We start from the raw sequence: 21,231 nt of genomic DNA, 5'->3' as shown, positions 1-21,231 counted from the left end.
TTTTTGTTTATTCTTCCTCCGGCAACAGGGGAGTCAGAAAATAAGAAATAAATTCCAATTTACCCCGCATTGAAGATTTTTCATAGATGGATGCTGTCTGGTTTTCGATAGTGCGAAGGCTTTTTTTTCGAACAGCGGCAATTTGTTTTTGAGAAAATCCACGAAGTAGAAGGATTGCGATTTCAGTTTCCGCATCTGACAATTTCCATTCTACCATCTGGGCTTTGGCCTCTGCCCAAAAACCCATCTCTGGATTTTTGAGGATGCGATTGGTACGTTTGAGGTCATTGATTTGAGACTTGGCGTGTATGTTTTCATCCGCTTCTGCTTTTAATTCTTTGTAAAGAATAAAGACTACAAGGAAGGATGAAATTGCAATAAAGGATTCCACTGTTGCAATGACGATCCGAAAACGATCAAAGTATTCCGGTGGGTTTGTTAAGGTGAAAATTTCTTCAGCAATCCAAACGATCAACGATAGAACATAAAAAGCTAAAAAAAGAATTCTTACCTTACGAGTGTCCATAATTCTATCTTAATTTTGTAATTGGTCCTTAGATGTGCAAGCGAGTTTCTTAGGTAGTATCCACATTTGCGGATATCCTCCATTGGAGGACAAAGGAAGTCATGCGATGCTTTCGGTATGAACCGTCACATGTCAAAAGTTTGGTTTTTGGGTTTTGCACTTGTATTGGGATTTTACGGATGCTCTAATTCAAAAAATTTTGAGACAAGGTCTGAGTGTCTGGACCGATGTGTACGCGAACAATATGTCTGTGCGTTGGCTGTTGCACCACAGCTGGACAATGCTACCGCAACTACCATCGCTTGTGTAGCGATGTATAAAATTTGTTACGATAAATGTCCCGTCCCTTCCACTAGCAGCTCTTCGACGACGAGATATAGAAGTTTTTCCAGTAGCGGTTCAGGAAACAAAGGTGGTGGAAACTCTAGTTCTGGATCTGGTTCCGGAAGCGGTAGCAGTGGAGGATCTGTTCTTCGGGAGGAGGAAGTTAAATTAGGAGCCAGTCTGTCTGTAGATGATTTTGGCACCGATTTGCAAATTTTTATATAAATCCAAAAAGATTTGGTTCGGGACCATCCCTTCCAGATCTCTCGAAAATTCTGGACGAAGTCGTTTTAAAAAATACATTCCGAGTTCACCTTTGTTTTTGGCTTTTACCTTTCCTCTATATTCGCATTCAAAGAAACGTTTCACTTTATCGTATGTGGTTTCTGAAAGGTTAATTTCACCTGCATCACCAGAGCTTTCCATACGACTTGCAATGTTCACTGTATCCCCCCAAACATCGTAAGCAAATTTGGTTTTTCCCACAACACCAGCTACCACAGGACCAGTATGGATTCCAATTCTAATTTCCCAAAAGTCCTGACCTAACATCTGTTTGAATGATTTGATTTGTGTCATAAAGGATTTGATTTCCATTGCAAAAAGGCAAGCATCCACGGGATGAGTGAAATTACCCTGTGGGATTCCACCGGCAGCCATATAAGAGTCACCAATGGTTTTTAGTTTTTCAAAATTATGACGGACCGCAATATCATCAAACTGAGAAAAACAGCCATCCAATTGTTCAATTAGATCTTCCGGAGAAAGTGATTCAGCAGCTAATGTAAAATTTTTAAAATCCGTAAAAAGAATACTTACCGATTCATATTCCATCGGAACCACTTCGCCCCGTTCAATCAATTCATCCGCTAAATCTCCCGGCAAAATATTTCGAATGAAATGAAGTGTTTTTTCACGTTCTTTTTCTAAATCGCGCCTAAGATTTGCATTGTGAATTGCTCCAGCAACCTGTTCACAGAAAGAAATAATTTCTGCAAATTCATCTTTGGTCCAGTCTTGTTCTCTTGTGAGACGAGTGACACAAATGATCCCAATAGTTTGACCTTGGACTACTAGTGGGATCTGCCCAAACAGTTCCAGTTTAAAACTATCCACAATGGATGTGTCTATGTTTGTAAGTTGTTTCCACTTTATGGATTTTTTTAAGTAAACGGGTTTTTGTTTTTGATAAGTTCTAAAAAGAGAACCTATGTTTGGTGAAAGAGTTGGTCGAAATGTTCTAAGAAAATTGGTAACAAGAAGTCCTTTGTTAAAAACTTCCGCACCTTCCATAAGGGGAACAAGTGAATTTGTTTTTGGATCAACGAGTAAAATAAAACCTAACTCTACTCGATGGTTGATTTTAAGATACGAAAAAACTTCTCTAACAATGTCTTCAATTTGTGAAAACGAATTGATCCTTCGGTTGAATCGATGTAAGTTTTCTAATTTTAGTCGGTTGGATTCAATGTTTTCCTTTTCTCTTTGAATGGTGATGTTACCTTCTTTGAGTTCATTGAGTAGATAACCCGTTTCAATTGTACCTGCAATGTAATCAGCGATGATTTTGATTTGGTTTAGTTGTTGATCGGTTAGTCCAAAATTCCCTGAATAATCTAATAAATCAAGTGTTCCGATGAATTTGTTTCGTAAATATAGTGGTACGATGAGAAGTGATTTGAGGTTTGCGGACTGTTTATTTGCAAGTTCGACTCCTTCTGTTTTGTAAGATTCAAAATCTTGAATATAGAAACTTCGTTTGCGTTTTCGAACGTAAGCATGTGCGTACATAGTAACATATGAGTCAGAAACTGGAATTTTTCTTTCCATAATTTCTTCTTTTACTTTGTCAGTGAGTTCTTCTGGAAAATTGCTATGGAAAAACTCGAGGGTTTCTAATTCTTCTTTGTATACATATAATAAATAGTGAGGGACTTTGAATTTTTCTCGAATGTAACGACCTAAAATTTTGAGAATATCTTTTAGATCCGAGGCAGAATTGATTTCTCTTAAGAGTCCATCTAAGTCAGATAACTGAGTGTATGAGTCAACGAGTTTGTCTGAGAATTCTTCTGAGATTGATTTTGTGTTGATGAGTTCTTTTTCTTTTTTTTCTAAATCTTCTTTTAGTAATTTAACCTCAGCTTGGTAGAGGATGATTGTATTTTCTTTGTCTTCTTTTTGTTTGTATAATGAAAACATTCCGTAAAGAATACCTACAAAAAGAATTGCGATGGCAACAAGGGCATAGATCATTTGATTAGAATCTTTGCTCCCCGTTTTTGTTGCGTATATAATCTTCCAAATTTTTCATTTGGCGTTGATCCCGCATCATCAGATAAATCAGGTTTTAAAGATAACAATTCATAAATGGGAACTTGATCACCTTCATATGTATTGATTTGTCTTTGGTTCCCAATATGGAAGAGTCGTTTTACTTTATCCATAGTTTCTTGAGAGATATTGATTGGAACCCCAACACCTCCTCTTCGAATTGCCTGGGTTTGTGTCACCGTTTTTCCCCAAACATCATAATTGAACTTTGATTTTCCGATGACTCCCGCAACTACGGGACCTGAATGGATTGCAATGGTAATTCCATTCGGACGAAATGGAATGTCTTTAAAATCCTCGATCATTCGCATCACTTCATCTTTGATTTGTAAGGCGGCAAGACAAGCATCTACAGCATGAGTGAAGTTTCCAACGGGAAGACCTCCTGCTGCCAAATACATATCTCCAGTCATCCTCAGTTTTTCCATCCCTTGTGCTTTGATGATTTCATCAAAACGAGAAAAATATAAATCCAATCCTTCGATGAGTTCTTCTGGAGTGAGTTGCCCTGTGATTTGCGAAAATCCGGGAAAACTAGTCAAAAGTAAGGTTACGTTTTCAAATTCAACAGGGTTGACCCTGCCTTTTTTTTGTAATTCCTCTGCTACGTTTTTAGGAAGGATGTTTAATAAAAGAGAATCAGATCTTTGTTTTTCTTCTTCAATTTTTTTCAATAAAAAGTGATTGTTGATGGCACTGGCAATGTGTTCCGAAACACCTACAATGGAATTTACTTCATCTTTATTCAACTGAATATTTTCATCGCTAATTCCATAAACAGCCATCGCAACTACTTCATCATTGTTAACAAGAGGAGAGATTAAAAACCCATTCATTCCCGATCTTTCTGTAATTTGTTTGTCAATGGCAAACGGAAGCGACTTGGGGACATGTTTCATATAAAAATGGCGTTTGCGTTTATAACATTTGTAAATGAATCCGCTTTCTTCTCGGAGAGGGAACCGAAGAGATTTGAAATAGTTTATATTTTCATCCACTAATAGATCAAATCCCGAGTGATTTAAATAACGAAATTCGTTGTATTCTTTGTCTAAAAAATAAAGAACACAGTGCTCGATCTTATAATTTTTTCGAATGAATCCAAAAATTTCTGCGAGGATGTTTTCTAAATTGTTTTGTGAGTTTACGTTTTTTGCAAACTCATTCATTTTTTGAATTTCGGCCTTAGCTTGTTCTGATTTTTTGCGTTCTTCTTCTGTAATTTGTAACAATAAAGAGTTTTGAATGGCACCCGCAATTTGATCACAAAATCCTGAAATTCGACGAAGGACTTCTCTTGTAACTTCCAACGGTTTTTGGAAAGAGGTGAAATAAGCCATACCGATTACTTCGTTTTGAACCACAAGTGGAACTGCTACGAAAGAAGTAAGACTTAGTTGTGAAAAAATCTGTTCATCCAATTCGGATTCGTATCGTTTCGGGGGTTTGGGAACAAATAAAGCTTTTTTTCTAAGATAAGTTTTATAAATGATCCCACCTTTTTCGTTTAATGGAACCCTAATTGATTTTGCAAATAACAACTGCTCTTTGGTTGCATAAGTAGGAATTGTTGTGTTATAAGTATAAAGTTCATTTTTTTTAGAATCAATGAGTTGGAGGAGTGTTGCTTCAATTTCAAAAGTTTTTAGAATGTAGTTAAACATCTCTTCTATAATTTGTGAAAGACTGGATTCGGAGTTGATCTTTTTAGTAAATTCGTTTAACTTAACTACCTCATTTTTTGCATTTTCCATTTGCATTCGTGAGTTTTCGGCAATGAATTTTTCTCGATTCATTTCTTCAACGAGGATGGAATTGGTAACGGCAGTAGCAATATTTTCTGCCGTGTTTTCGACTAACTGGAGTTGAGATCTAGAAAAATTTCTGCCTTTTTGTTCACTAAAGAGGGCCAACATGGCGATGACTTTTCCTTGTGAACTGAGTGGGATGATCATTCCTGGGTGTTTTCCCACCATTTGGAGGAATTGCTGATTGGATTCAGTAAGACGTGATTCCCAGACTTTTGCAAATCTGAACGGACGATTTCTTTTGTAAACGTGATAAAAAATTCCTGCGCTAGGATCCAAGGCAAAACTCATTCCGTTTAACTTTGATTCAAGCAGTCGACCGGAGTTAGAGGAAAAAACAGATTTATGATAAGTGAGTTTTGAGTTTTCTGCATCCACAAGTAGTAAAATCATGGAATCACAAAATACTTCTTCATTTAAATAATCGAAAGCTTTTGTAAGAATACTATCTAGTTCAAGAGAGGTGTTTAAGGTTTTTGCAAATTCGTTTAGCCTTTCAATATTTGCCTTCGAATTTTCTAATTCATGTGTTCTTTCTACAACAATATCTTCTAGTCCTTCTTTTAAGATATTGAGCTCTTTGTTGGATACCTCTAATTTTTCTTTTAGTTTTTCGATAGAAAGATATGCCCTCGTAAATCCATAAGAAAGAATATACCCTTGGAATAAAATAAATCCTAAAAACCCAAAAGGTGTTATATTCATTGTATTGATGACATTGTTTTGGTAAAGAATGTCATGGACCACAGTTCCAAATACAAAACTAAAACCGATTAGAGAAAGGCCGGCACCTACAGTGTCCGATCGGTACGCCATGATGATGGCAATGGTAATTCGAACGCAGACTAAAATCAAAAAAATTTGGAAATAATGGATTTGGGCACTGAAGGTTGCCACCGGTAAAAATAAGGATACAAGAAATGGTGTGATGAGAACATTCAAAACCCACATAGTTTTTTTTCCCACAGTATTGGGAAATACCAAACGGTAAAAATAAGCAAAAACAATGGTCGCAATGTAAATGGTTGCAAACTCCAATCGGATAAGAAAATCCATTGGCATGTTTGGGAAAATATTTAATATATTTCTTTCGCCAATTGTTAATAGTCGCATAACAATGAGCAAACTGAATAACGAAATGAATAGGCTTGCTTTGTCTTGTCTACGCATGACAAAAAGTCCCAAGTGGTACAAAGCCCAAAGGAAAATACTACCAGCAAGAAAGGAGGTAATCTGGTAACTTTTGTTGACTTTGTCATATAACATCCGTCTTTCGCCAATTTCCATACTTTCCCAAAATCCACCTTTAGAATAATGGAAATTGGAAATTTCATATACGATTTCAGTTTCGCCTGACAAGGGTTCTAAATCCAAAAGAACCGATTTATAGGAAGGTTCAAAGTAGTTGGGGTTGATGCCAAAACTTCCTTGTTCGACCACCAGTTTGCCGTTAATGTACAATCGATAAGCAGAGGAGAGATCTAAGTTGTGAAAGGCTAGGGTGGGTGTGTTTTCTGGGAAAAAAACTTTTAATTTATATGTCGCATAACCAAAACCACCAAGAGTTTCACCAAACCAATCTACACCTTTCCAATTGGAAGGCACTGTTTGGTATATGTACTTAGGTTCTCTTCCCAATTCAGCATCAAACTGAATGCCTTGGTTCGTTTGTTTCCAATAAAATTCCCATTCTCCATCGAGAGTTATGTTTCCATCTTTCGAAAAGTCCCATGAGGACAAATCCATCTTTCCTTCCTTTGCAATTGGTTTGTTGCGATTGACTTCCGCACAGGTGGAGAATCCAAAGAACATACAAAAGAGGAATATTAAAATGAATCTTTTCTTCATAGGTAGGCACTAAGGTTAAGAAGTAGTGACAGAAAAGAAAAGGAAAAATTCAGGTATAACTTACTTTTATTTCTGAAGGAGAAACATATTGGCGAAGTGCTGCTGACATAAATTCTAAAATTTCTTCCGTTTCTGAATTTGAATAGGAAACAATTTTATCTTTTTTTTCAAAAGCATGAAATAAAATGGAAGAGTCCTTTCTTACATCCATCATTCGCTTTAGAAAATCAATATTCATTCTAAATCCACCAATACTAATGTCAACAAGGCCATCTATCTTTAGTTCTTTCCCTAATGTATCGGCTAACGATTGGTAATGGGTTTGCCAATTTGGAACCCTTAGGATCGGATCGATACAAATTCGAACTTTCCAACCGTCTTGGATTGCTTGGTTGATCACCTTGATTCTTGCAGGGAGTGGTGGAGTACCATGTTCTATCGTTTCAATGACCGCTTGCGGACTGATGGTCCAAGCTAGAATCACATTTGGATTGGGAGTGAATTTGGCAATTTGAGTGTAGTTGGTTGACTTTGTGCGAATTTCTAAACTTAATCTTGGTTCGGTCGCAGCAAATTCTAACCAGGCTTTGGTGGCTGGGAAAAATGACTCCAAGGCCAACAGATCAGTATCGTAAGACAAAGCCAAATAGAGAGATTGGTTTTTTTCTATAAATTCTTTTGTAGCATCAAAAAAATCTTCCCAATTGACAAATAACACGAGATTGGCGGAAGGAAACATCCCCTGTAGGTAACAATATTCGCAGTCGTAAATACAGTTGAGAGCAATCGTATTATAATAAAAATGCGGATGAGAGAAGTTAGGTGAAAAATCACTTCCTGGATAAAGAAAATGTTCTTTTTTTTCAGCTAAAATCAACTTAGGTGTTTCTTTTTGAATCCGAAAGTTTTGGGAATTTCGATTAAAACTATCTTTGTAATGTCTGATGGAAATGGGGATAGCACTTGGAAAACGTTTTAATATTTCTTTGGTTCTCCAATGTTCTCGAATCCCATCTTCAATATATATATGAGAGAATGCCTTAAACATGAAGCGACTTTCTCCATTGTTCAAAATATTCTTTTAGATCAGATTTGGATTTTAAAAGGATTTTAAGAGATTCATCTGGAAAAGGAAGATTTATTTTTGGATTTCGTAATCGGAAAAAACGAATCGATTTTTTTAAATCATGTTTCATGGTTTCTGTTAAGCGAAGGTTTTGGATGAATGATTCAACCAATGGCCAATCGAAAGTATCAATAGAATCAATTCCGATCCAAGGAAGTGGGGAAATCCATTCATTGAATAGTACTTCTATCGTCTCTGCCATCATGGATTCTACAGTTTCTGCCTTACAAAAATTTCCTTCCAGATGATCTGATACCAATTTTCCAAGAGAAATATTCTCCAATGGAAAGTATAAAGAGGCCGCTTCAAAAAAACCGGACCCTTCCATATCAATCAGTTGGGTATTTTCTAACTCTTCTTGGGAGAGAGATAAAAACTGATCAGAAGCCTTGTTTTTGGTTATAGGCCTGTCATATGTAGTTAGAGTTGTCTCTTTTGTGAATACCGATTTTTCAACTCGATCAGGATAAAAATCTCTTTTTGTTGCTGCGTCGGTGATTTTATGTATCCAAAAAAAATCACCTAACGAGAATTCGCTTTTGGCTGAACCTGCAATTCCTAAATTCCAAATTTTCATTTGGTTTCGATCTGGTTTAGGAATGATATGGGCAAATTCGGAAACTGCCAAAGCCATCGAAAGTTTGCCTGTTCCAGAAATAATGATATAATGATTTTCTTTTTGAAAAATTCGAAATTTACCCGAATGTGACATGGGTTTCGCTTGTAGTTTAGTGATCCAAGGTTTGGCCTCGGAAAGAACAGCGAAAAACAATGCAGACATAGTCTAAACATGAAACAGGGGGGTTCCATGCAAAGAAAAGTTTTGTTTGCCATTTTTCTCTTTATCGGTTTCCATATCTATGCTGGAGGAAAAAAGATGTCATTCCACGATTTAAAATCTGTATCCATCCAAGGAAAGGATGTTTCCCTTTCTGACTACAAAGGACATCCTGTCTTAGTAGTCAACGTTGCGTCTAAATGTGGTTATACGCCACAATATGAAGGTCTTGAAAAAATTCACCAATCTTATAAAGACAAAGGGTTAAAAGTCATAGGGTTTCCTTCGAATGATTTTGGTGGCCAAGAACCTGGAACCGAATCCCAAATTGCCGAGTTTTGTAAGTTAAACTTTGGGGTTAGTTTTGATCTGATGAAAAAAACAAAAGTGTTGGGAAATGATAAAGATCCCATTTATCAATTTTTAACAGAGAATGCAAAAGAAAAAGGGGATGTGAAGTGGAACTTCGAAAAATTCCTTATCGATAAAAATGGGAATGTTGCTGGGCGATTTCCATCGGGAACCAAACCGGATTCTGCGGAGTTAAAACAAGCCATTGAAAACCTTCTTTAATCCATTTCTTTTTTCTTTTTACCTTTTTTTCGTTGGCTTTGAAATTTCTGCTGAGGGTGTAACTTCATCCGTACAAATTATACGAACATCCACGGCAGAAACGGTATCCATTTCCGATATTCTGAAAGAATCTCCCAAATACAATGTCATTGTTTTTGGGGAAGAACATGACAACCAAGATCTCCATCGTTTTTATGAGACTTTGTTTAAGGAAATCTCTGACCTAGAGCCAACTTCTCTATCCTTGGAAATGTTAGAGCAAGACGGGCAAAATATTGTCAATGAGTTCTTGAAAGGAACTATTACCGAATCCCATTTTCTTTCTTCTATTTCTCATTGGAAATCGTTTAAAACCGACTACTTGCCGTTAGTTTTGATTGCGAAAGAAAAAAAATGCAATGTGGTTGCGGCCAATCCTCCTCGTCGCTATGTGAATCTAATTTCAAGAAAAGGTTTGGCTGCTTACCGCGAGTTTTCTGATTCGGCAATTCCATATTTACCCCCTGCCTATAGTTTGGAGAAGTATCTAACGGAAGATTACAAACAACGGTTAACTGCTTTGTTTGTTGGCGGACACGGAGTAAATCACGGACCTACAAGTCAATATTTAGTTTTAGGTCAAGCCACTTGGGACCAAGGGATGGCTGAATCGATTTCTCGGGAATTCTACAAATCAGGAAAGAAGGTGGTTCATTTGAATGGTCGGTTTCACTCCGATCGGAACGGTGGTGTCGTCCACAGACTACGAGAAATGGGACTTTCTGTTCTTGTTGTCTCCGGGTTTGCTAAGGATCGAGAAGAAAGCCAGGATTTTGTGAAAATCGCTGATTTTGTAATTTTAACAAACGTCCGATAAGAATAGGGAGAACCTATGTCGGCACCTTCTCCCAAATACCTTTGTCCACATTGCCAAAAGGCATCTCGATTGCCAGAACCAATCCCAAAAGAAGGTAAGTTTCAGCTAACATGCGCTCACTGTAGCGAAAAAGTAATTCTTAATTTTACGGATTATCGATTCGAAATTTTGCAAGTGGTTCCAAAGGAACCTTCGGTTTCTGATACGGCTCAATCCTATCAACCCTTTAAAATTCCTACTCCAACCATCTCCAAATCAAAGTCTTTAAAAGAAAAATTAGAACCAAAATCAAAACCTTTTTGGGAACGAAAGGTAATCTTTGAAAGAGAGCCGGAAGAACGTAAGTTCAAACCAAAACCACTGAAACAAAGGATCGCATCTGGAAGAGGAAAACGATCAACTCCTTCTTTTTGGAAAATCATATTTGCATTCACTTCGATTTTTCTTTTTTTATTCATTCTTGGTTTTTCCTACTTTGTGGCAGGAGTGCTAACCACCAAAAAAGAAGTTCCTTTGTATTTGGAATCATTATCCAAAAACATTCCTACAAAAATTTTGGATCGTAATGGACAAATGGTGAGTGAAATTTTTCAAAAAAGAACCTCCACCTTACGTTTGCAAGACTATCCAGAGGATATGATCTCCATACTTTTGAATATTGAAGATCAAAAGTTTTTCTTTCATGGTGGGATTGATTATTCAGCAATTTTAAGGGCATTTTTTAAAAATATCATAAATTTAAGTTATAAACAAGGTGCTTCTACCATTACACAACAGTTAGCAAGAATTATCCTTGACGATCGTCGCAAAAGTTTGAATCGAAAGTGGCGAGAAGCCCAACTTGCATTTGCTTTAGAGTCTGTACTTACCAAAGAACAAATTTTAGAAATGTATATGAACCATGTTTATTTAGGTCATGGGGCATTTGGATTTGGCGAGGGAATTAAATTCTATTTTCAAAAAAATCCGATGGAGCTAAGTAAAGAAGAAATGGTGCTTCTCGCTTCACTTCCTTCCGCACCAAATAAATATTCGCCGTTAAAGAACCCAGAGGATTCGTACACTCGTGTCCGTGCCATTTTACAGATGTTTCGGAACCGAGGCATTTATCCTAATTTGGATCGTGAGAAGTTTGTTAGTTTTTATCATAATCTTTCCACTCGTTCTCCGAATGAGACTGTGTTTGGTTCGAGGCAGGACATTGCACCTTATGTGACCGAACATGTTCGCGGGATTCTTTCTTCTTTAGAAGGCGATAAAAATATTTATGAAAGTGGCGGGTATACGGTAGAGACAACTTTAGACCGAGGTGCTCAAGAACTCATTGGTCCAATCGTTCGTGAATATCTAACGAAGTCACGAAAGTCTGGAAAAATCCAAAAAAAAAGAGTTCGAGTCAAGCCGGAATCATCATTAGATTTAGCATTTCGACAAAAACTGGAAGAAGTTTCTATTTTGAACGAACTCGTTTGGAATACTGATAGTTTGGAATCTGAAAAAGATACCAGTGCAGTGCAGGCCGCCATTGTCGGAATTCAACCGAACACGGGTCAGGTGTTGTTTTTGCATGGTGGAGAAGAGTTTAACTCACAAAACCAATTCAATCGTGCCACTCAAATGCGGAGACAAACCGGAAGTTCCATCAAAGCTGTGTTATACGCCTCTGCCATTGATGCTGGTGTGATCCAAGCTGGAACAAGGATTCTCGATGCTCCTCTATATTACCGTGGTGGTGGGGGGAAGGAATGGGCTCCTGAAAACTTGGGCGGGAGTTTTGATGGAGAAATTTCTTTACGCACTGCTCTTGTGAAATCCAAAAACACCGCAGCCGTTCAAGTTGCAGAACGATTGGGTAGTGCAGGCATTGAACGTTATTTTACAAAATACTTTTTTCCAAATGACGCTGAAAAGAAAAATCGATATAGGGGTGATTTGTCTCTGGCCCTTGGTACTTTAGAGATTTCTCCCTTAGAGATGGCATCTGCTTTTACTGGTTTTGTCAACCAAGGAACAGTCAAACGTCCTTACCTCATCCAAAGGATTAAAAATGCAAAAGGTGTGGTTCTGTATGAAGTTGGAGGAACCGATGAGTTTAAATTAAAACTTCCACCAGAACGCCAAGTGATTCGTCCCGACACAGCAGAAGTAATGGTATCCTTGTTACGTGATAGTGGTCGTGCCAGTGGAGTTAGAAACGGTGGTTATGTGGGAGATTTAATCGGCAAAACAGGAACTACAAATGATTATAAAGACGCTTGGTTCGTGGGAGCAAGGCCCGATTTATCTTTGGCTGTTTGGGTTGGTTATGATAATCCAAAATTTGGAATGGGTGGCAGTGGACTAGGTGGTGCAGTGGCGGCACCACTTTGGGGAGAAATAGTATCTTCTATTGATAAAAAAAATATAATTCCGAAAATCCAATTCAGCCAACCAGTCTACGCAAAACCATATAAGATCTGTTCGTTGACTGGGAAACAAGCCGGTGCCAATTGTCCAGTGGCAACCGAGTTGTATCTTTCTGATTATCCCCCTGAAGGAATTTGTACGGAAGATCATAAGGCAACACACTCAGAAAACAAAGATTTGATGAAAGGATTGTATTAGATGAAAAGTATTCATATAAGAATTATCCATTTTATTTTTGTTTTCTCTATACTTGGATTTTCTCCATCGATATTTGCAAATTCATATTATGAAGCAGGGTATGAGATGGAACAATTGAATACTCTTTTTGCCATCCCATTGTATGAAAAAGCATTAACACAAAAACCATCTGGAAAATTACAAAAGGCGGTGGTATCTAGGCTTTTCTTTTTGTATAAAAAACATGGAAAGTTACTTGATGCATTATTTTTAGGAAGTAAGTTTCCATCTCTCATCCCTTCTAAGGAGAGGGGATGGATTTGGACTCATTTGTCAGAAATCTACAAACCAATCGGTGTTTCCGAACTTTCTGCAACTTACGTAAATGCAGCCAAAGCCACTTTTGATAAATATTCTGAATTATCGGAACATTTGAAGGTTACTAACTCACAAAAGTTATATGAATTTGCATCCATTATTCTTTTGAAACGTAAACAATACAAAGTGATTTTATCAATTTATGCAGAAAATCCGTCTATGGCAAAAACTCCCTTGTTTATTGGAATTTCTGAGTTTAAAATAGGAGCCGATGCCGGTAAGGAATTTTTAAAAACAATACTCGGAGAATCTGAATCAGAAAGATCTGACCAGGAAAAATCGGATGTATTGTATTTGATGGGAGTATACTACCGACAAACAACAGAATACGAATTGTCTGCAAGATACTTTCGTATGAGTGGAAGTTATGGATCTAAACCAAGAGCGGATTTAGAAACGACAAAATCCCTTGTTTTAAGAGGAAATGCTAAAGAGATGTGTTCTACTTTTAAATTTAATCAATCTTCCACAGATGAAATCGAAACTCTTTTGCATTTTTATTGTTCCCCCAATACAAACAATTCTTGGAAACATTATGAACCAAGCATTCGGATTTTAGCCGAAAGAGAAGGGAATGAATTTTTAACAATACTCTTTCCGGGGACAAACTAGTGAAATTTTTATCATATCTTTCACTTTGTTTTGTAAGATTTCCGGTAATCGTTTTTTTATTTTTCATATACCCTTTGTTCTCTAATTTTTTAGTCACACCGGAACAGAATCTACGATTGGAACTTGTCGGATCTTCTAGGGATCAAATTCGTTTTTGCAAACAGAAACCAATACAGGTATTTGGTCGTAATCCAATAACTCCTTCTGGCACATGTCAGTTTTTACCGGAAGCAGAAGTGAGTTTAGATCATTTTTTTACTGAAGAACTCGCAGACACGGAAGAAACACAATGGGCTTTCTATGATGGATCGGGCAAACAATTGTTTCCGACAGTCACTTGGGAAGGGCAAGAGACATTGAATTTCATATCTGTGGTGCGATCAAAACGCGGACAATTTGGTATGCAATTGCAAAGAAAAAGAGACGGGGCGTATTTTTTCTATCGAACGAAGATTCAAAACTGGGTGATATAGACGGTTACCCCTTTGTCTTATGTTTCATGGCTGGGATATACAGAGTAACTAAGAAGTTAGCTGAAATTGTATCACCAGGCTAAATGGGAAGACTAACCCTTGCTGCTTTGAGAATCTATATAAAAACCAATTGGTGGAGTATGTTCGTGCAATTGTATGATTTAGGATGGAATTCATTTTTTGAACTGAATTTTGAGAAATATAAAAACCAAGGTCTGTTGGCGATGCGTATCATCCGAGAGAACAGAGAAAAATATATAGCTTTATGTGAACTTGGAGAATACAGCTGTGAGATTTCTGGAAAATTTCGGTTTAATACCGACACTAAAAGTAAATATCCAGCAGTAGGTGATTGGGTAGTTACTTCCGTGATTGCAAATGATATGAAGGCAATCATACAATCAGTTTTACCGAGAAAGAGTGTCTTTAGTCGAAAAGTTGCTGGCCTGATTACGGAGGAACAAGTAATTGCAGCTAACATTGACATAGTATTTATTATTACCGGCTTAGATTTAAATTATAATTTACGACGTATCGAACGTTTTTTAACAATCGCCTGGGAAAGCAAAGCTCTACCAGTTGTTTTGTTGAATAAAGCCGACCTTTGTCCTGAGGCTGAATTACGTAAAATTGAAGTCGAATCAGTTGCCATCGGAGTTGATGTGTATACGCTCAGTGCAACTCAAAATGTTGGAATAGATATTTTGAAAAAATATATTCAAAGAGGAAAAACCATTGCTTTTCTCGGTTCATCAGGAGTTGGAAAATCTACTATCATTAATGCTCTCCTTGGGACGGAACATCTTGAAGTGAATGAAGTAAGTGAATTAGGAAGTCGTGGCCGACATACGACAACTTATCGTGAATTATTCATACTTCCCAATGGCGGTATGATCATTGATACACCGGGAATGCGCGAATTACAAGTTTGGGGTGATGTAGAAGGATTAAAGTATGTTTTTGATGATATTGAGAAATTGAGTTTAAACTGTCGCTACCGCAATTGCAGTCATCAAAACGAACCGGGTTGTGCAGTTAAAGAAGCTATAAGTGCTGGCTCTCTTGATCCAAAACGTTTAGAAAGTTTTTTAAAAATGAAAAGAGAGTTTGAATATTTAGAAGACAGACAAACCATGAAAGCAAGCGCAATTGAAAAAGCAAATTGGAAAAAAATTAGTAAACTTACCAAGAACATAAAAAAGAACAAATTGCAATAGTATTGATTCTTTGAATCGCCATCCTGGCTACGCTCGCGCGGGCCCGTCGTCGCTCTTTTTGACATCCTGTCAAAACTGCTCCATCCCCCCTTGCATGCCTTTGGCGATCAACATCGCCTCAGCATTTTACGAAAGCTTCGCGGAGTCGCAGTCGTTCGGGTTCTATTCGAATCCTTCAATCAGTTGTTAGTTGGGAGTTTTGTTCCGTTGAATCGAAACTTAGTTTGGGCAGGGAAGGATTCGAACCTTCGAAGGTAAAACCAGCAGATTTACAGTCTGCCCTCGTTGGCCACTTGAGTACCTACCCGAAGAAGTTGCATGGAGCCGCCTGAGGGATTTGAACCTCCGACCGGCTGTTTACAAAACAGCTGCTCTACCACTGAGCTAAGGCGGCATGCATATCCAATTTTTGTGAAAAGCTGTTAAGGTCAAATAAAAATTCTTTGAGTGGAGAAGGATTCTTTCAGAATGACAGGAGATGGCACTGTTTTTGGTCAATTCTCTCATGACGATTTCCGTAATTGGATTTTATTTGGGTTATTTTTTTCGAAAGAGAGACCAAAAACGACATAGGTTCTTCAATTCACTCGGGATTTTGGCAAATCTCTTCGCAGCTGTTTATCTTTTGAGCATAAAATATTTGTTAGGTGGGGTTGCCCTTCACCAAATTTATCCTACCGCACCGGAATTCGTCATCCATACCCACCGTTTTTTTGCAGCCATCGCCCTTGTTCTTATGTTGTGTATGGGTTATTTGGGATGGAAAAGAAAACGTAACCTACATGTAAAATTGCATTACATCTTTTTGCCATTGTACACGATTGTTTATATCTCCGGTCTGTTTTTATTTCAATCAAAACCGCTTTAAGGAATGTTCATGGAAAAAATTGAAGTCGCTAAGAAATTTGCAAAAGATATCCGAATCCAAGTCATCAAAATGGTTACGGCTGCCAACTCTGGTCACCCAGGTGGTCCACTTGGTCTTGCTGATATCTATGCGGCACTCTATACTTCTATTTTAAATCATGATCCAAAAAATCCTGAATGGGCAGAAAGGGACCGCCTCATTCTTTCTAATGGTCACGTTTGTGCCGTTCGTTATGCATCTATGGGACTTTCTGGCTATTTTCCTGTAGAAGATTTACTTACATTTCGTAATATCAATTCTTATCTTCAAGGTCACCCTTCCACTCGTTATATGAAAGGAATCGAATCTAGTTCGGGTTCACTCGGACAAGGTCTTTCTGTTTCTGTAGGTTTAGCTCTTGGTGCAAAATTAAAAAAAGAGACATATAAAATTTATACATGCATCTCTGATGGTGAATGTGGTGAAGGAATGACTTGGGAAGCAGCTCAATCTGCTGTTCATTTCAAAACAGACAACCTCATTGCTTTTATGGATCGTAACTACATTCAAATTGATGGTAATACAGAAGAAGTAATGAAGTTAGAGCCATTAGATAAGAAGTTCGAGATGTTCGGTTGGAATGTAATCAATGCAGACGGACATAATATGGAAGAAATTTTTGCTGCATTTGCAAAAGCAAAACAATATACTGGTGGACCAACCCTCATCGTCTTTAGAACAATTTTAGGAAAAGGTGTTTCTTATATGGAAAACAATCCTAAATGGCATGGAACTCCTCCAAACAAAGAACAAGAAGCGCAAGCTCTTGCAGAATTAGTATAATCTTTCAGATTCGATTGACATTTTTGTTTTTATATAGATAGTTTTTCTATGGGACAAATTTCTTTTCCTGATTTTTATCCAGACGATATTACTCGTTTATTATATGATTGGGAAATTGCTCCTCCTGAAAAAAAACGTTTTCTATTAAAACTCATCGCTTCTCGTGTCCCTTGGCAGATTCAAATAGAATCTGCTTTAGAAGAAGTAAAAGATCCTTATCTTCGAGTACAAGCTCGTAGTTTAAAATCTGAAATCACTCGCCATAGACTTCGCCATTCTTTCTTTAAACTCACGTTACGTGGGAATACAAATCATTACAAAGATTTAGAAGAGATGTGTGTCCAACTTTCTAGTATTGGTTTTCCTGACCAAAATTATGCAGAGATCAAACAAGAATTGGATCGTATTGCACTTCGAGTGTCTGAGTTATATGATGATCATTCGGGATATTTGACGGATGAGTTAAAAGTACAAATTCTTTGCCAAGTTTTATTCCAAGAAGAAGGATTTGTTGGAAATATACAAAATTACAATGATCCTGGAAATTCTTATTTATTTCAAGTGATCAAAAGTAGGTTGGGAATCCCAATTTCTCTTTCCGTAGTATATTTGTTAGTTGGTCAAAGATTGGGGCTTCCTCTTTACGGAACCAATTTGCCACTCCATTTTCTTTTACAATATGAATCGGAAGGGTATTTTACTTACATTGATCCATTTCATGGCGGAGTTTTGTTGGATAAATTCACTTGTGAAAAGTTTTTAGAGGCAAATGGGTATTCCAATTCGCCTAAATACTTCACAAAAGCATCCACCCTTTCTATGATCAAACGTATGTGCAGAAATTTAATCCATATCTATCGGGACAACCAAACCAAAGAAATGGAAAATACCATCAAAGATCATCTTCAGATTTTAGAAAGTCGATCCACACATGTGGAATAATAAATGAAGTCAAATCTTAGTATCCAATCTGTTTTAGCTAAGTTTGATAAAAATTTAGATGGAATCATCAAAGAAGATATTCCAGTTCTTAAAAAAATCAAAAAACATGTTATTTCGTCTGGTGGAAAACGAATTCGACCTTTTTCGCATTATCTTTTCTGCCAATTTCTAAATGTTAAAGATACAAGTTGGCTTGATGTTGGTAGTGTGGCCGAACTCATTCACGCAGCTAGTTTACTTCATGATGATGTTGTAGACAATGCCCCTATCCGGCGTGGGAAACCAACCATAGGCACCTTGTTTGGAAATAAAACCGCAATTCTTGCCGGTGACTATCTGTTAGCTTGTGGAATTAGCCGACTGAATTCGCTCGGGAATCCTGAACTAATGGAAATTTTTTCGCAAGTTTTGAAAGATCTTTCTGTAAGTGAACTTTTGCAAATGGAATGGGAAAAAAATCCCAAAATAAATCTGAAAGTTTATGATTCCATTATATATGGAAAAACTGCTTCGCTTTTTGGCGTATGCACTGAATCCGCAGCCATCCTTGCAAATAAATCCAAAAAGGAAAGGGCACTTATTCGTGATTTCGGTGTTAGGTTAGGAAAACTTTTCCAAAAGAAAGATGATTGTTTGGATTATTTTGTTGAATCTAGTGCGAGTGGTAAGGAATTTTTAAAAGATTTTAAAAATGGACTATATACTTATCCGGTTCTTGTTCTGAGAGAAAATTTAAGTTTTTTAGAAAAGAAAAAGTTGGAATCTGTATTTAAAAAAGAAGAAAGATCTGTTACTGATGAAACCTATATTCTTGATCTCATGGAATCAAAAAAGGTTTCCGAAAAACTTCATAAAGAATTGGGTGCAGAAAAAAAATACCTACTTGGTTTTTTAAACCAATTTCCTGCTAGTGCTGAACGTCAGTTATTTGTAGAGCAGTTGGATCGACTTACTTAAGTTTCCTCTACAAATGGTTCGTTAGGATCAATGAATTCAATGACTGGCAATAAAACTGAAAAACAAGTTCTTCCTGGTTCTGATTCAATATAAATATTTCCTTTATGTTTCTCAACAATTGACTTTGTGATTCCAAGTCCCATTCCCGTTCCTTCACCATGATTTTTCGTAGTAAAGAATGGATCAAAAATTTTGTTTTGAATCTCCAGTGGAATCCCCGGGCCATTATCAATTACCTTTACTTCCACCTTGTTTCCCTTTTGTTCGGTAGTGATCATTAGGTTTCCTTTTTGATCCATGGCTTCTAATCCATTTAAAATTAAATTAGTCCATACTCGAATTAAATCTTCTGGCCAACCAAGAATGGTTGCATCAGTGATAAAAGTTTTTTTTAGAGAAACCTTGCCACGCATTCTGTATTGGTAAATTGTAATCACTGTTTCTATGTTATCTAATAAGGTAAAGATCCTTCTTTCCTCGGTTTTTGTGACTCGAGAAAAGTTTTTGAGCGCTAAAATGATTTTGGAAGATCGATCAACTGCAATTTGAATAATTGATAAATGGAGTTTAAAGTTTTTTTCTTCCAAAAGAAGATTGGAGAGTTTTTCTTCTCCAGTTTTTAGTAAATTTATTTCTTCATCGTATAACTTTGTTATGCCTACATCTAAAAATCTTTCTAGTGTTGCATCTTCAAATTCCAAACCATTGTCTTTGAATGTTTGTTTAAGGTTTGCTTTTTTGTCTTTTCTTTCCGTATAACTTGCAACTAGTCCAAAATCGGATTGGAAACTCAACAGTTGTTTCATTGTTTTAATTTCTTCTGGTGTGAGCGATGAATAGATATTTTCTTTTGTACCTAAATTTTTAATTTCATTGTTTTTTGATTCTATCAAAGTTTCGATGGATGCCTTGATTGCACTTAAAGGGTTGTTGATTTCATGAGCAACCCCGGCGACAAGTTTTCCCAATTCAGACATTTTCTCAGAAAAGACAAGTTTACTCTCTGCATGGCTGATTTGTAGTAAGGCCTTCTCGAGTTCTTCTTTTTGTTTTTGAATTTCTTTGGTGCGTTCCCATACGATTGTTTCAAGTTCTGCATTTTCTTTGGTTACGGTTTCTTCTTTTTTTATGCGAGTTTGAATTTGGAACTTTGAAATTGCGATGGTAAAGATCGTCATTTGGAGTGCTGCTCCAATTTCATTGGCAGAACTTAAAAAGGGATAAGAAGGTAGTAGACCTAAGTTTGTAAAAATAAGGAGACTTGTGCTTACTTGTCTAACAAAAAATGCGTAAAACAATACATTTGCGTTTTCTTTCTTTTTGATTAAACTATAGATTGCATAGCCAAAGGTTAAGGAGGTTAACATTAGGCTATTTGAATAAATGAATCGGAAATAATATTGTAAGTCTATAAAAACAATCAACATTGAAGCCAACATAAAGATGGCATAGGACACAAAATATTTATCCGCATTTGGATATTTTTCTTTAGTTTGCAAAAACTCTCTTAAAAAAATGACGAGCCCAAATGGCGTAAGTGAAATGAGGCCTGGTATGTAGCGATAAAACCATTCATAGTTGCTGACACCATATTCATATAAAAGTCCGGATCTTAATGTGTTGGTAAAAAGAATAGAAAGTGTAGCAAACGTAAGTAACAAATATACTTTTTCTCTTAACAACACAAATTGTGTCGCAGATAAAAGACAAACTAAAATACAAAGCCCTAAATGAAAGCCCTGCCATAAGGAAATTGATTTGGTATATTGTAATAAGTTGGAATCACTTCGAATTCGAAAATTGATTCGATGGGGATCGTCAGAATGGACTCGAAACAGATAAGTTCCTTTTTCTTTTGCCGGTAATACAAATCCGCCAGTAAATAGGACATCTGGATTTTTTTTTCGTAGCAACCCCGTTTGTAATTCTGAAACCAACTGACCTTCTCGAGAGAACCAGACATCTAGTTCGGAGATCATTCCATTTTCAAAATGAAAATACTGCGGAGTATTCTCTTCAATTTGGATTTGGTAATAGTGATCTTCTTTCGTAAAACCGAAATAAAAGTGATGGTGATAGTCTTCGGGAGAAAGTTCGGATTGTTTTGTCTGTGGGTTGGTTCCTAAATGCCAAAGCCCTGGATTTCCCTCCGCCCAAACTGTGAGTGGAAGGAAACAAAGGCAAAAAAGAAATCGATACAATCGTT

At 36.9% G+C, this 21,231-nt stretch carries 16 protein-coding genes and 2 tRNA genes; 10 read left to right on the top strand and 8 right to left on the bottom strand.

The annotated features are described in order from the left end of the window. Window positions 1-7: 7 nt before the first annotated feature. From CLV96_RS07955 to CLV96_RS07930, 5 genes are all read right to left on the bottom strand, one after another. A complete protein-coding gene (locus tag CLV96_RS07955; RefSeq protein WP_004785499.1) occupies window positions 8-526 on the bottom strand; it encodes a helix-turn-helix transcriptional regulator in 519 nt (172 codons plus the stop codon). 492 nt (window positions 527-1,018) lie between these two features. After that, entirely contained in the window at window positions 1,019-3,106 is a 2,088-nt protein-coding gene (locus CLV96_RS07945; RefSeq protein WP_004786221.1) for an adenylate/guanylate cyclase domain-containing protein, read from the bottom strand. Continuing rightward, the gene (locus CLV96_RS07940; protein WP_040917259.1) at window positions 3,103-6,840 is read right to left on the bottom strand and encodes an adenylate/guanylate cyclase domain-containing protein; all 3,738 of its coding nucleotides are present in this window, start codon (window positions 6,838-6,840) and stop codon (window positions 3,103-3,105) included. The genes CLV96_RS07945 and CLV96_RS07940 overlap by 4 nt, the downstream gene beginning before the upstream one ends. A gap of 49 nt (window positions 6,841-6,889) precedes the next feature. Further along, on the bottom strand, window positions 6,890-7,888 hold the full coding sequence (locus CLV96_RS07935; protein ID WP_004787340.1) for an SPL family radical SAM protein: 999 nt from the start codon (window positions 7,886-7,888) through the stop codon (window positions 6,890-6,892). Continuing rightward, window positions 7,881-8,747: a hypothetical protein gene (locus CLV96_RS07930; RefSeq protein ID WP_004785868.1), complete on the bottom strand. Its 867-nt coding sequence runs from the start codon at window positions 8,745-8,747 to the stop codon at window positions 7,881-7,883. The genes CLV96_RS07935 and CLV96_RS07930 overlap by 8 nt, the downstream gene beginning before the upstream one ends. Window positions 8,748-8,756: 9 nt before the next feature. On the opposite strand from CLV96_RS07930, the gene CLV96_RS07925 reads away from it, so the two are divergent. From CLV96_RS07925 to rsgA, 6 genes are all read left to right on the top strand, one after another. Then, window positions 8,757-9,317, top strand: coding sequence for a glutathione peroxidase (locus CLV96_RS07925; RefSeq protein ID WP_004786960.1), 561 nt, complete (start codon window positions 8,757-8,759; stop codon window positions 9,315-9,317). After that, the gene (locus CLV96_RS07920; protein ID WP_004787648.1) at window positions 9,301-10,173 is read left to right on the top strand and encodes a ChaN family lipoprotein; all 873 of its coding nucleotides are present in this window, start codon (window positions 9,301-9,303) and stop codon (window positions 10,171-10,173) included. The genes CLV96_RS07925 and CLV96_RS07920 overlap by 17 nt, the downstream gene beginning before the upstream one ends. Window positions 10,174-10,188: 15 nt before the next feature. Then, window positions 10,189-12,777 (top strand): transglycosylase domain-containing protein, encoded by a 2,589-nt coding sequence (locus tag CLV96_RS07915; RefSeq protein WP_004786187.1) that lies wholly within the window; start codon window positions 10,189-10,191, stop codon window positions 12,775-12,777. Further along, complete coding sequence (locus tag CLV96_RS07910) at window positions 12,778-13,746, top strand: hypothetical protein (protein WP_004785284.1); 969 nt, start codon at window positions 12,778-12,780, stop codon at window positions 13,744-13,746. Continuing rightward, window positions 13,746-14,219, top strand: coding sequence for a hypothetical protein (locus CLV96_RS07905; RefSeq protein WP_004787499.1), 474 nt, complete (start codon window positions 13,746-13,748; stop codon window positions 14,217-14,219). The genes CLV96_RS07910 and CLV96_RS07905 overlap by 1 nt, the downstream gene beginning before the upstream one ends. Before the next feature lie 83 nt (window positions 14,220-14,302). Continuing rightward, window positions 14,303-15,436, top strand: coding sequence for a ribosome small subunit-dependent GTPase A (gene rsgA, locus CLV96_RS07900; protein ID WP_243836437.1), 1,134 nt, complete (start codon window positions 14,303-14,305; stop codon window positions 15,434-15,436). A 225-nt stretch (window positions 15,437-15,661) separates the two neighbouring features. On the opposite strand, the gene CLV96_RS07895 is transcribed toward rsgA, so the two are convergent. Both CLV96_RS07895 and CLV96_RS07890 read right to left on the bottom strand, forming a co-directional pair. After that, window positions 15,662-15,743: transfer RNA gene (locus CLV96_RS07895), tRNA-Tyr, on the bottom strand. A gap of 12 nt (window positions 15,744-15,755) precedes the next feature. Then, window positions 15,756-15,830 (bottom strand) — tRNA-Thr (locus CLV96_RS07890). 84 nt (window positions 15,831-15,914) lie between these two features. Here CLV96_RS07890 and CLV96_RS07885 point away from each other — a divergent pair. The 4 genes from CLV96_RS07885 to CLV96_RS07870 are packed head-to-tail and all read left to right on the top strand — an operon-like array spanning window position 15,915 to window position 19,025. Continuing rightward, window positions 15,915-16,304 carry a hypothetical protein gene (locus CLV96_RS07885; protein ID WP_004786914.1) on the top strand — a complete coding sequence of 130 codons (390 nt, stop codon included), beginning with the start codon at window positions 15,915-15,917 and terminating at the stop codon, window positions 16,302-16,304. Between the two features lie 9 nt (window positions 16,305-16,313). Beyond that, the gene (locus CLV96_RS07880; RefSeq protein ID WP_004785686.1) at window positions 16,314-17,126 is read left to right on the top strand and encodes a transketolase; all 813 of its coding nucleotides are present in this window, start codon (window positions 16,314-16,316) and stop codon (window positions 17,124-17,126) included. 48 nt (window positions 17,127-17,174) lie between these two features. Continuing rightward, complete coding sequence (locus CLV96_RS07875; RefSeq protein WP_004784236.1) at window positions 17,175-18,068, top strand: transglutaminase-like domain-containing protein; 894 nt, start codon at window positions 17,175-17,177, stop codon at window positions 18,066-18,068. A gap of 3 nt (window positions 18,069-18,071) precedes the next feature. Then, window positions 18,072-19,025, top strand: coding sequence for a polyprenyl synthetase family protein (locus CLV96_RS07870; protein WP_004785116.1), 954 nt, complete (start codon window positions 18,072-18,074; stop codon window positions 19,023-19,025). Here the strand turns inward: CLV96_RS07870 and CLV96_RS07865 are convergent. After that, window positions 19,022-21,226, bottom strand: coding sequence for an ATP-binding protein (locus CLV96_RS07865; protein WP_004787660.1), 2,205 nt, complete (start codon window positions 21,224-21,226; stop codon window positions 19,022-19,024). The two genes, CLV96_RS07870 and CLV96_RS07865, sit on opposite strands and share 4 nt — an antisense overlap. Between the last annotated feature and the right edge of the window lie 5 nt (window positions 21,227-21,231).

Source organism: Leptospira meyeri, from assembly GCF_004368965.1.
Lineage (GTDB): Bacteria > Spirochaetota > Leptospiria > Leptospirales > Leptospiraceae > Leptospira_A > Leptospira_A meyeri.
Note: the sequence above shows the minus strand (reverse complement) of the source record. Positions and strands in the feature narration are given on the sequence as shown.

Bases quoted from the DNA above. Each gene is read 5' to 3' on its own strand.
- CLV96_RS07955 (WP_004785499.1), bottom strand. From the start codon at position 526: ATGGACACTCGTAAGGTAAGAATTCTTTTTTTAGCTTTTTATGTTCTA.
- CLV96_RS07910 (WP_004785284.1), top strand. From the start codon at position 12,778: ATGAAAAGTATTCATATAAGAATTATCCATTTTATTTTTGTTTTCTCT.
- CLV96_RS07940 (WP_040917259.1), bottom strand. From the start codon at position 6,840: ATGAAGAAAAGATTCATTTTAATATTCCTCTTTTGTATGTTCTTTGGA.
- CLV96_RS07880 (WP_004785686.1), top strand. From the start codon at position 16,314: ATGGAAAAAATTGAAGTCGCTAAGAAATTTGCAAAAGATATCCGAATC.
- CLV96_RS07930 (WP_004785868.1), bottom strand. From the start codon at position 8,747: ATGTCTGCATTGTTTTTCGCTGTTCTTTCCGAGGCCAAACCTTGGATC.
- CLV96_RS07935 (WP_004787340.1), bottom strand. From the start codon at position 7,888: ATGTTTAAGGCATTCTCTCATATATATATTGAAGATGGGATTCGAGAA.
- CLV96_RS07915 (WP_004786187.1), top strand. From the start codon at position 10,189: ATGTCGGCACCTTCTCCCAAATACCTTTGTCCACATTGCCAAAAGGCA.
- CLV96_RS07875 (WP_004784236.1), top strand. From the start codon at position 17,175: ATGGGACAAATTTCTTTTCCTGATTTTTATCCAGACGATATTACTCGT.
- CLV96_RS07945 (WP_004786221.1), bottom strand. From the start codon at position 3,106: ATGATCTATGCCCTTGTTGCCATCGCAATTCTTTTTGTAGGTATTCTT.
- rsgA (WP_243836437.1), top strand. From the start codon at position 14,303: ATGGGAAGACTAACCCTTGCTGCTTTGAGAATCTATATAAAAACCAAT.
- CLV96_RS07925 (WP_004786960.1), top strand. From the start codon at position 8,757: ATGAAACAGGGGGGTTCCATGCAAAGAAAAGTTTTGTTTGCCATTTTT.
- CLV96_RS07885 (WP_004786914.1), top strand. From the start codon at position 15,915: ATGGCACTGTTTTTGGTCAATTCTCTCATGACGATTTCCGTAATTGGA.
- CLV96_RS07870 (WP_004785116.1), top strand. From the start codon at position 18,072: ATGAAGTCAAATCTTAGTATCCAATCTGTTTTAGCTAAGTTTGATAAA.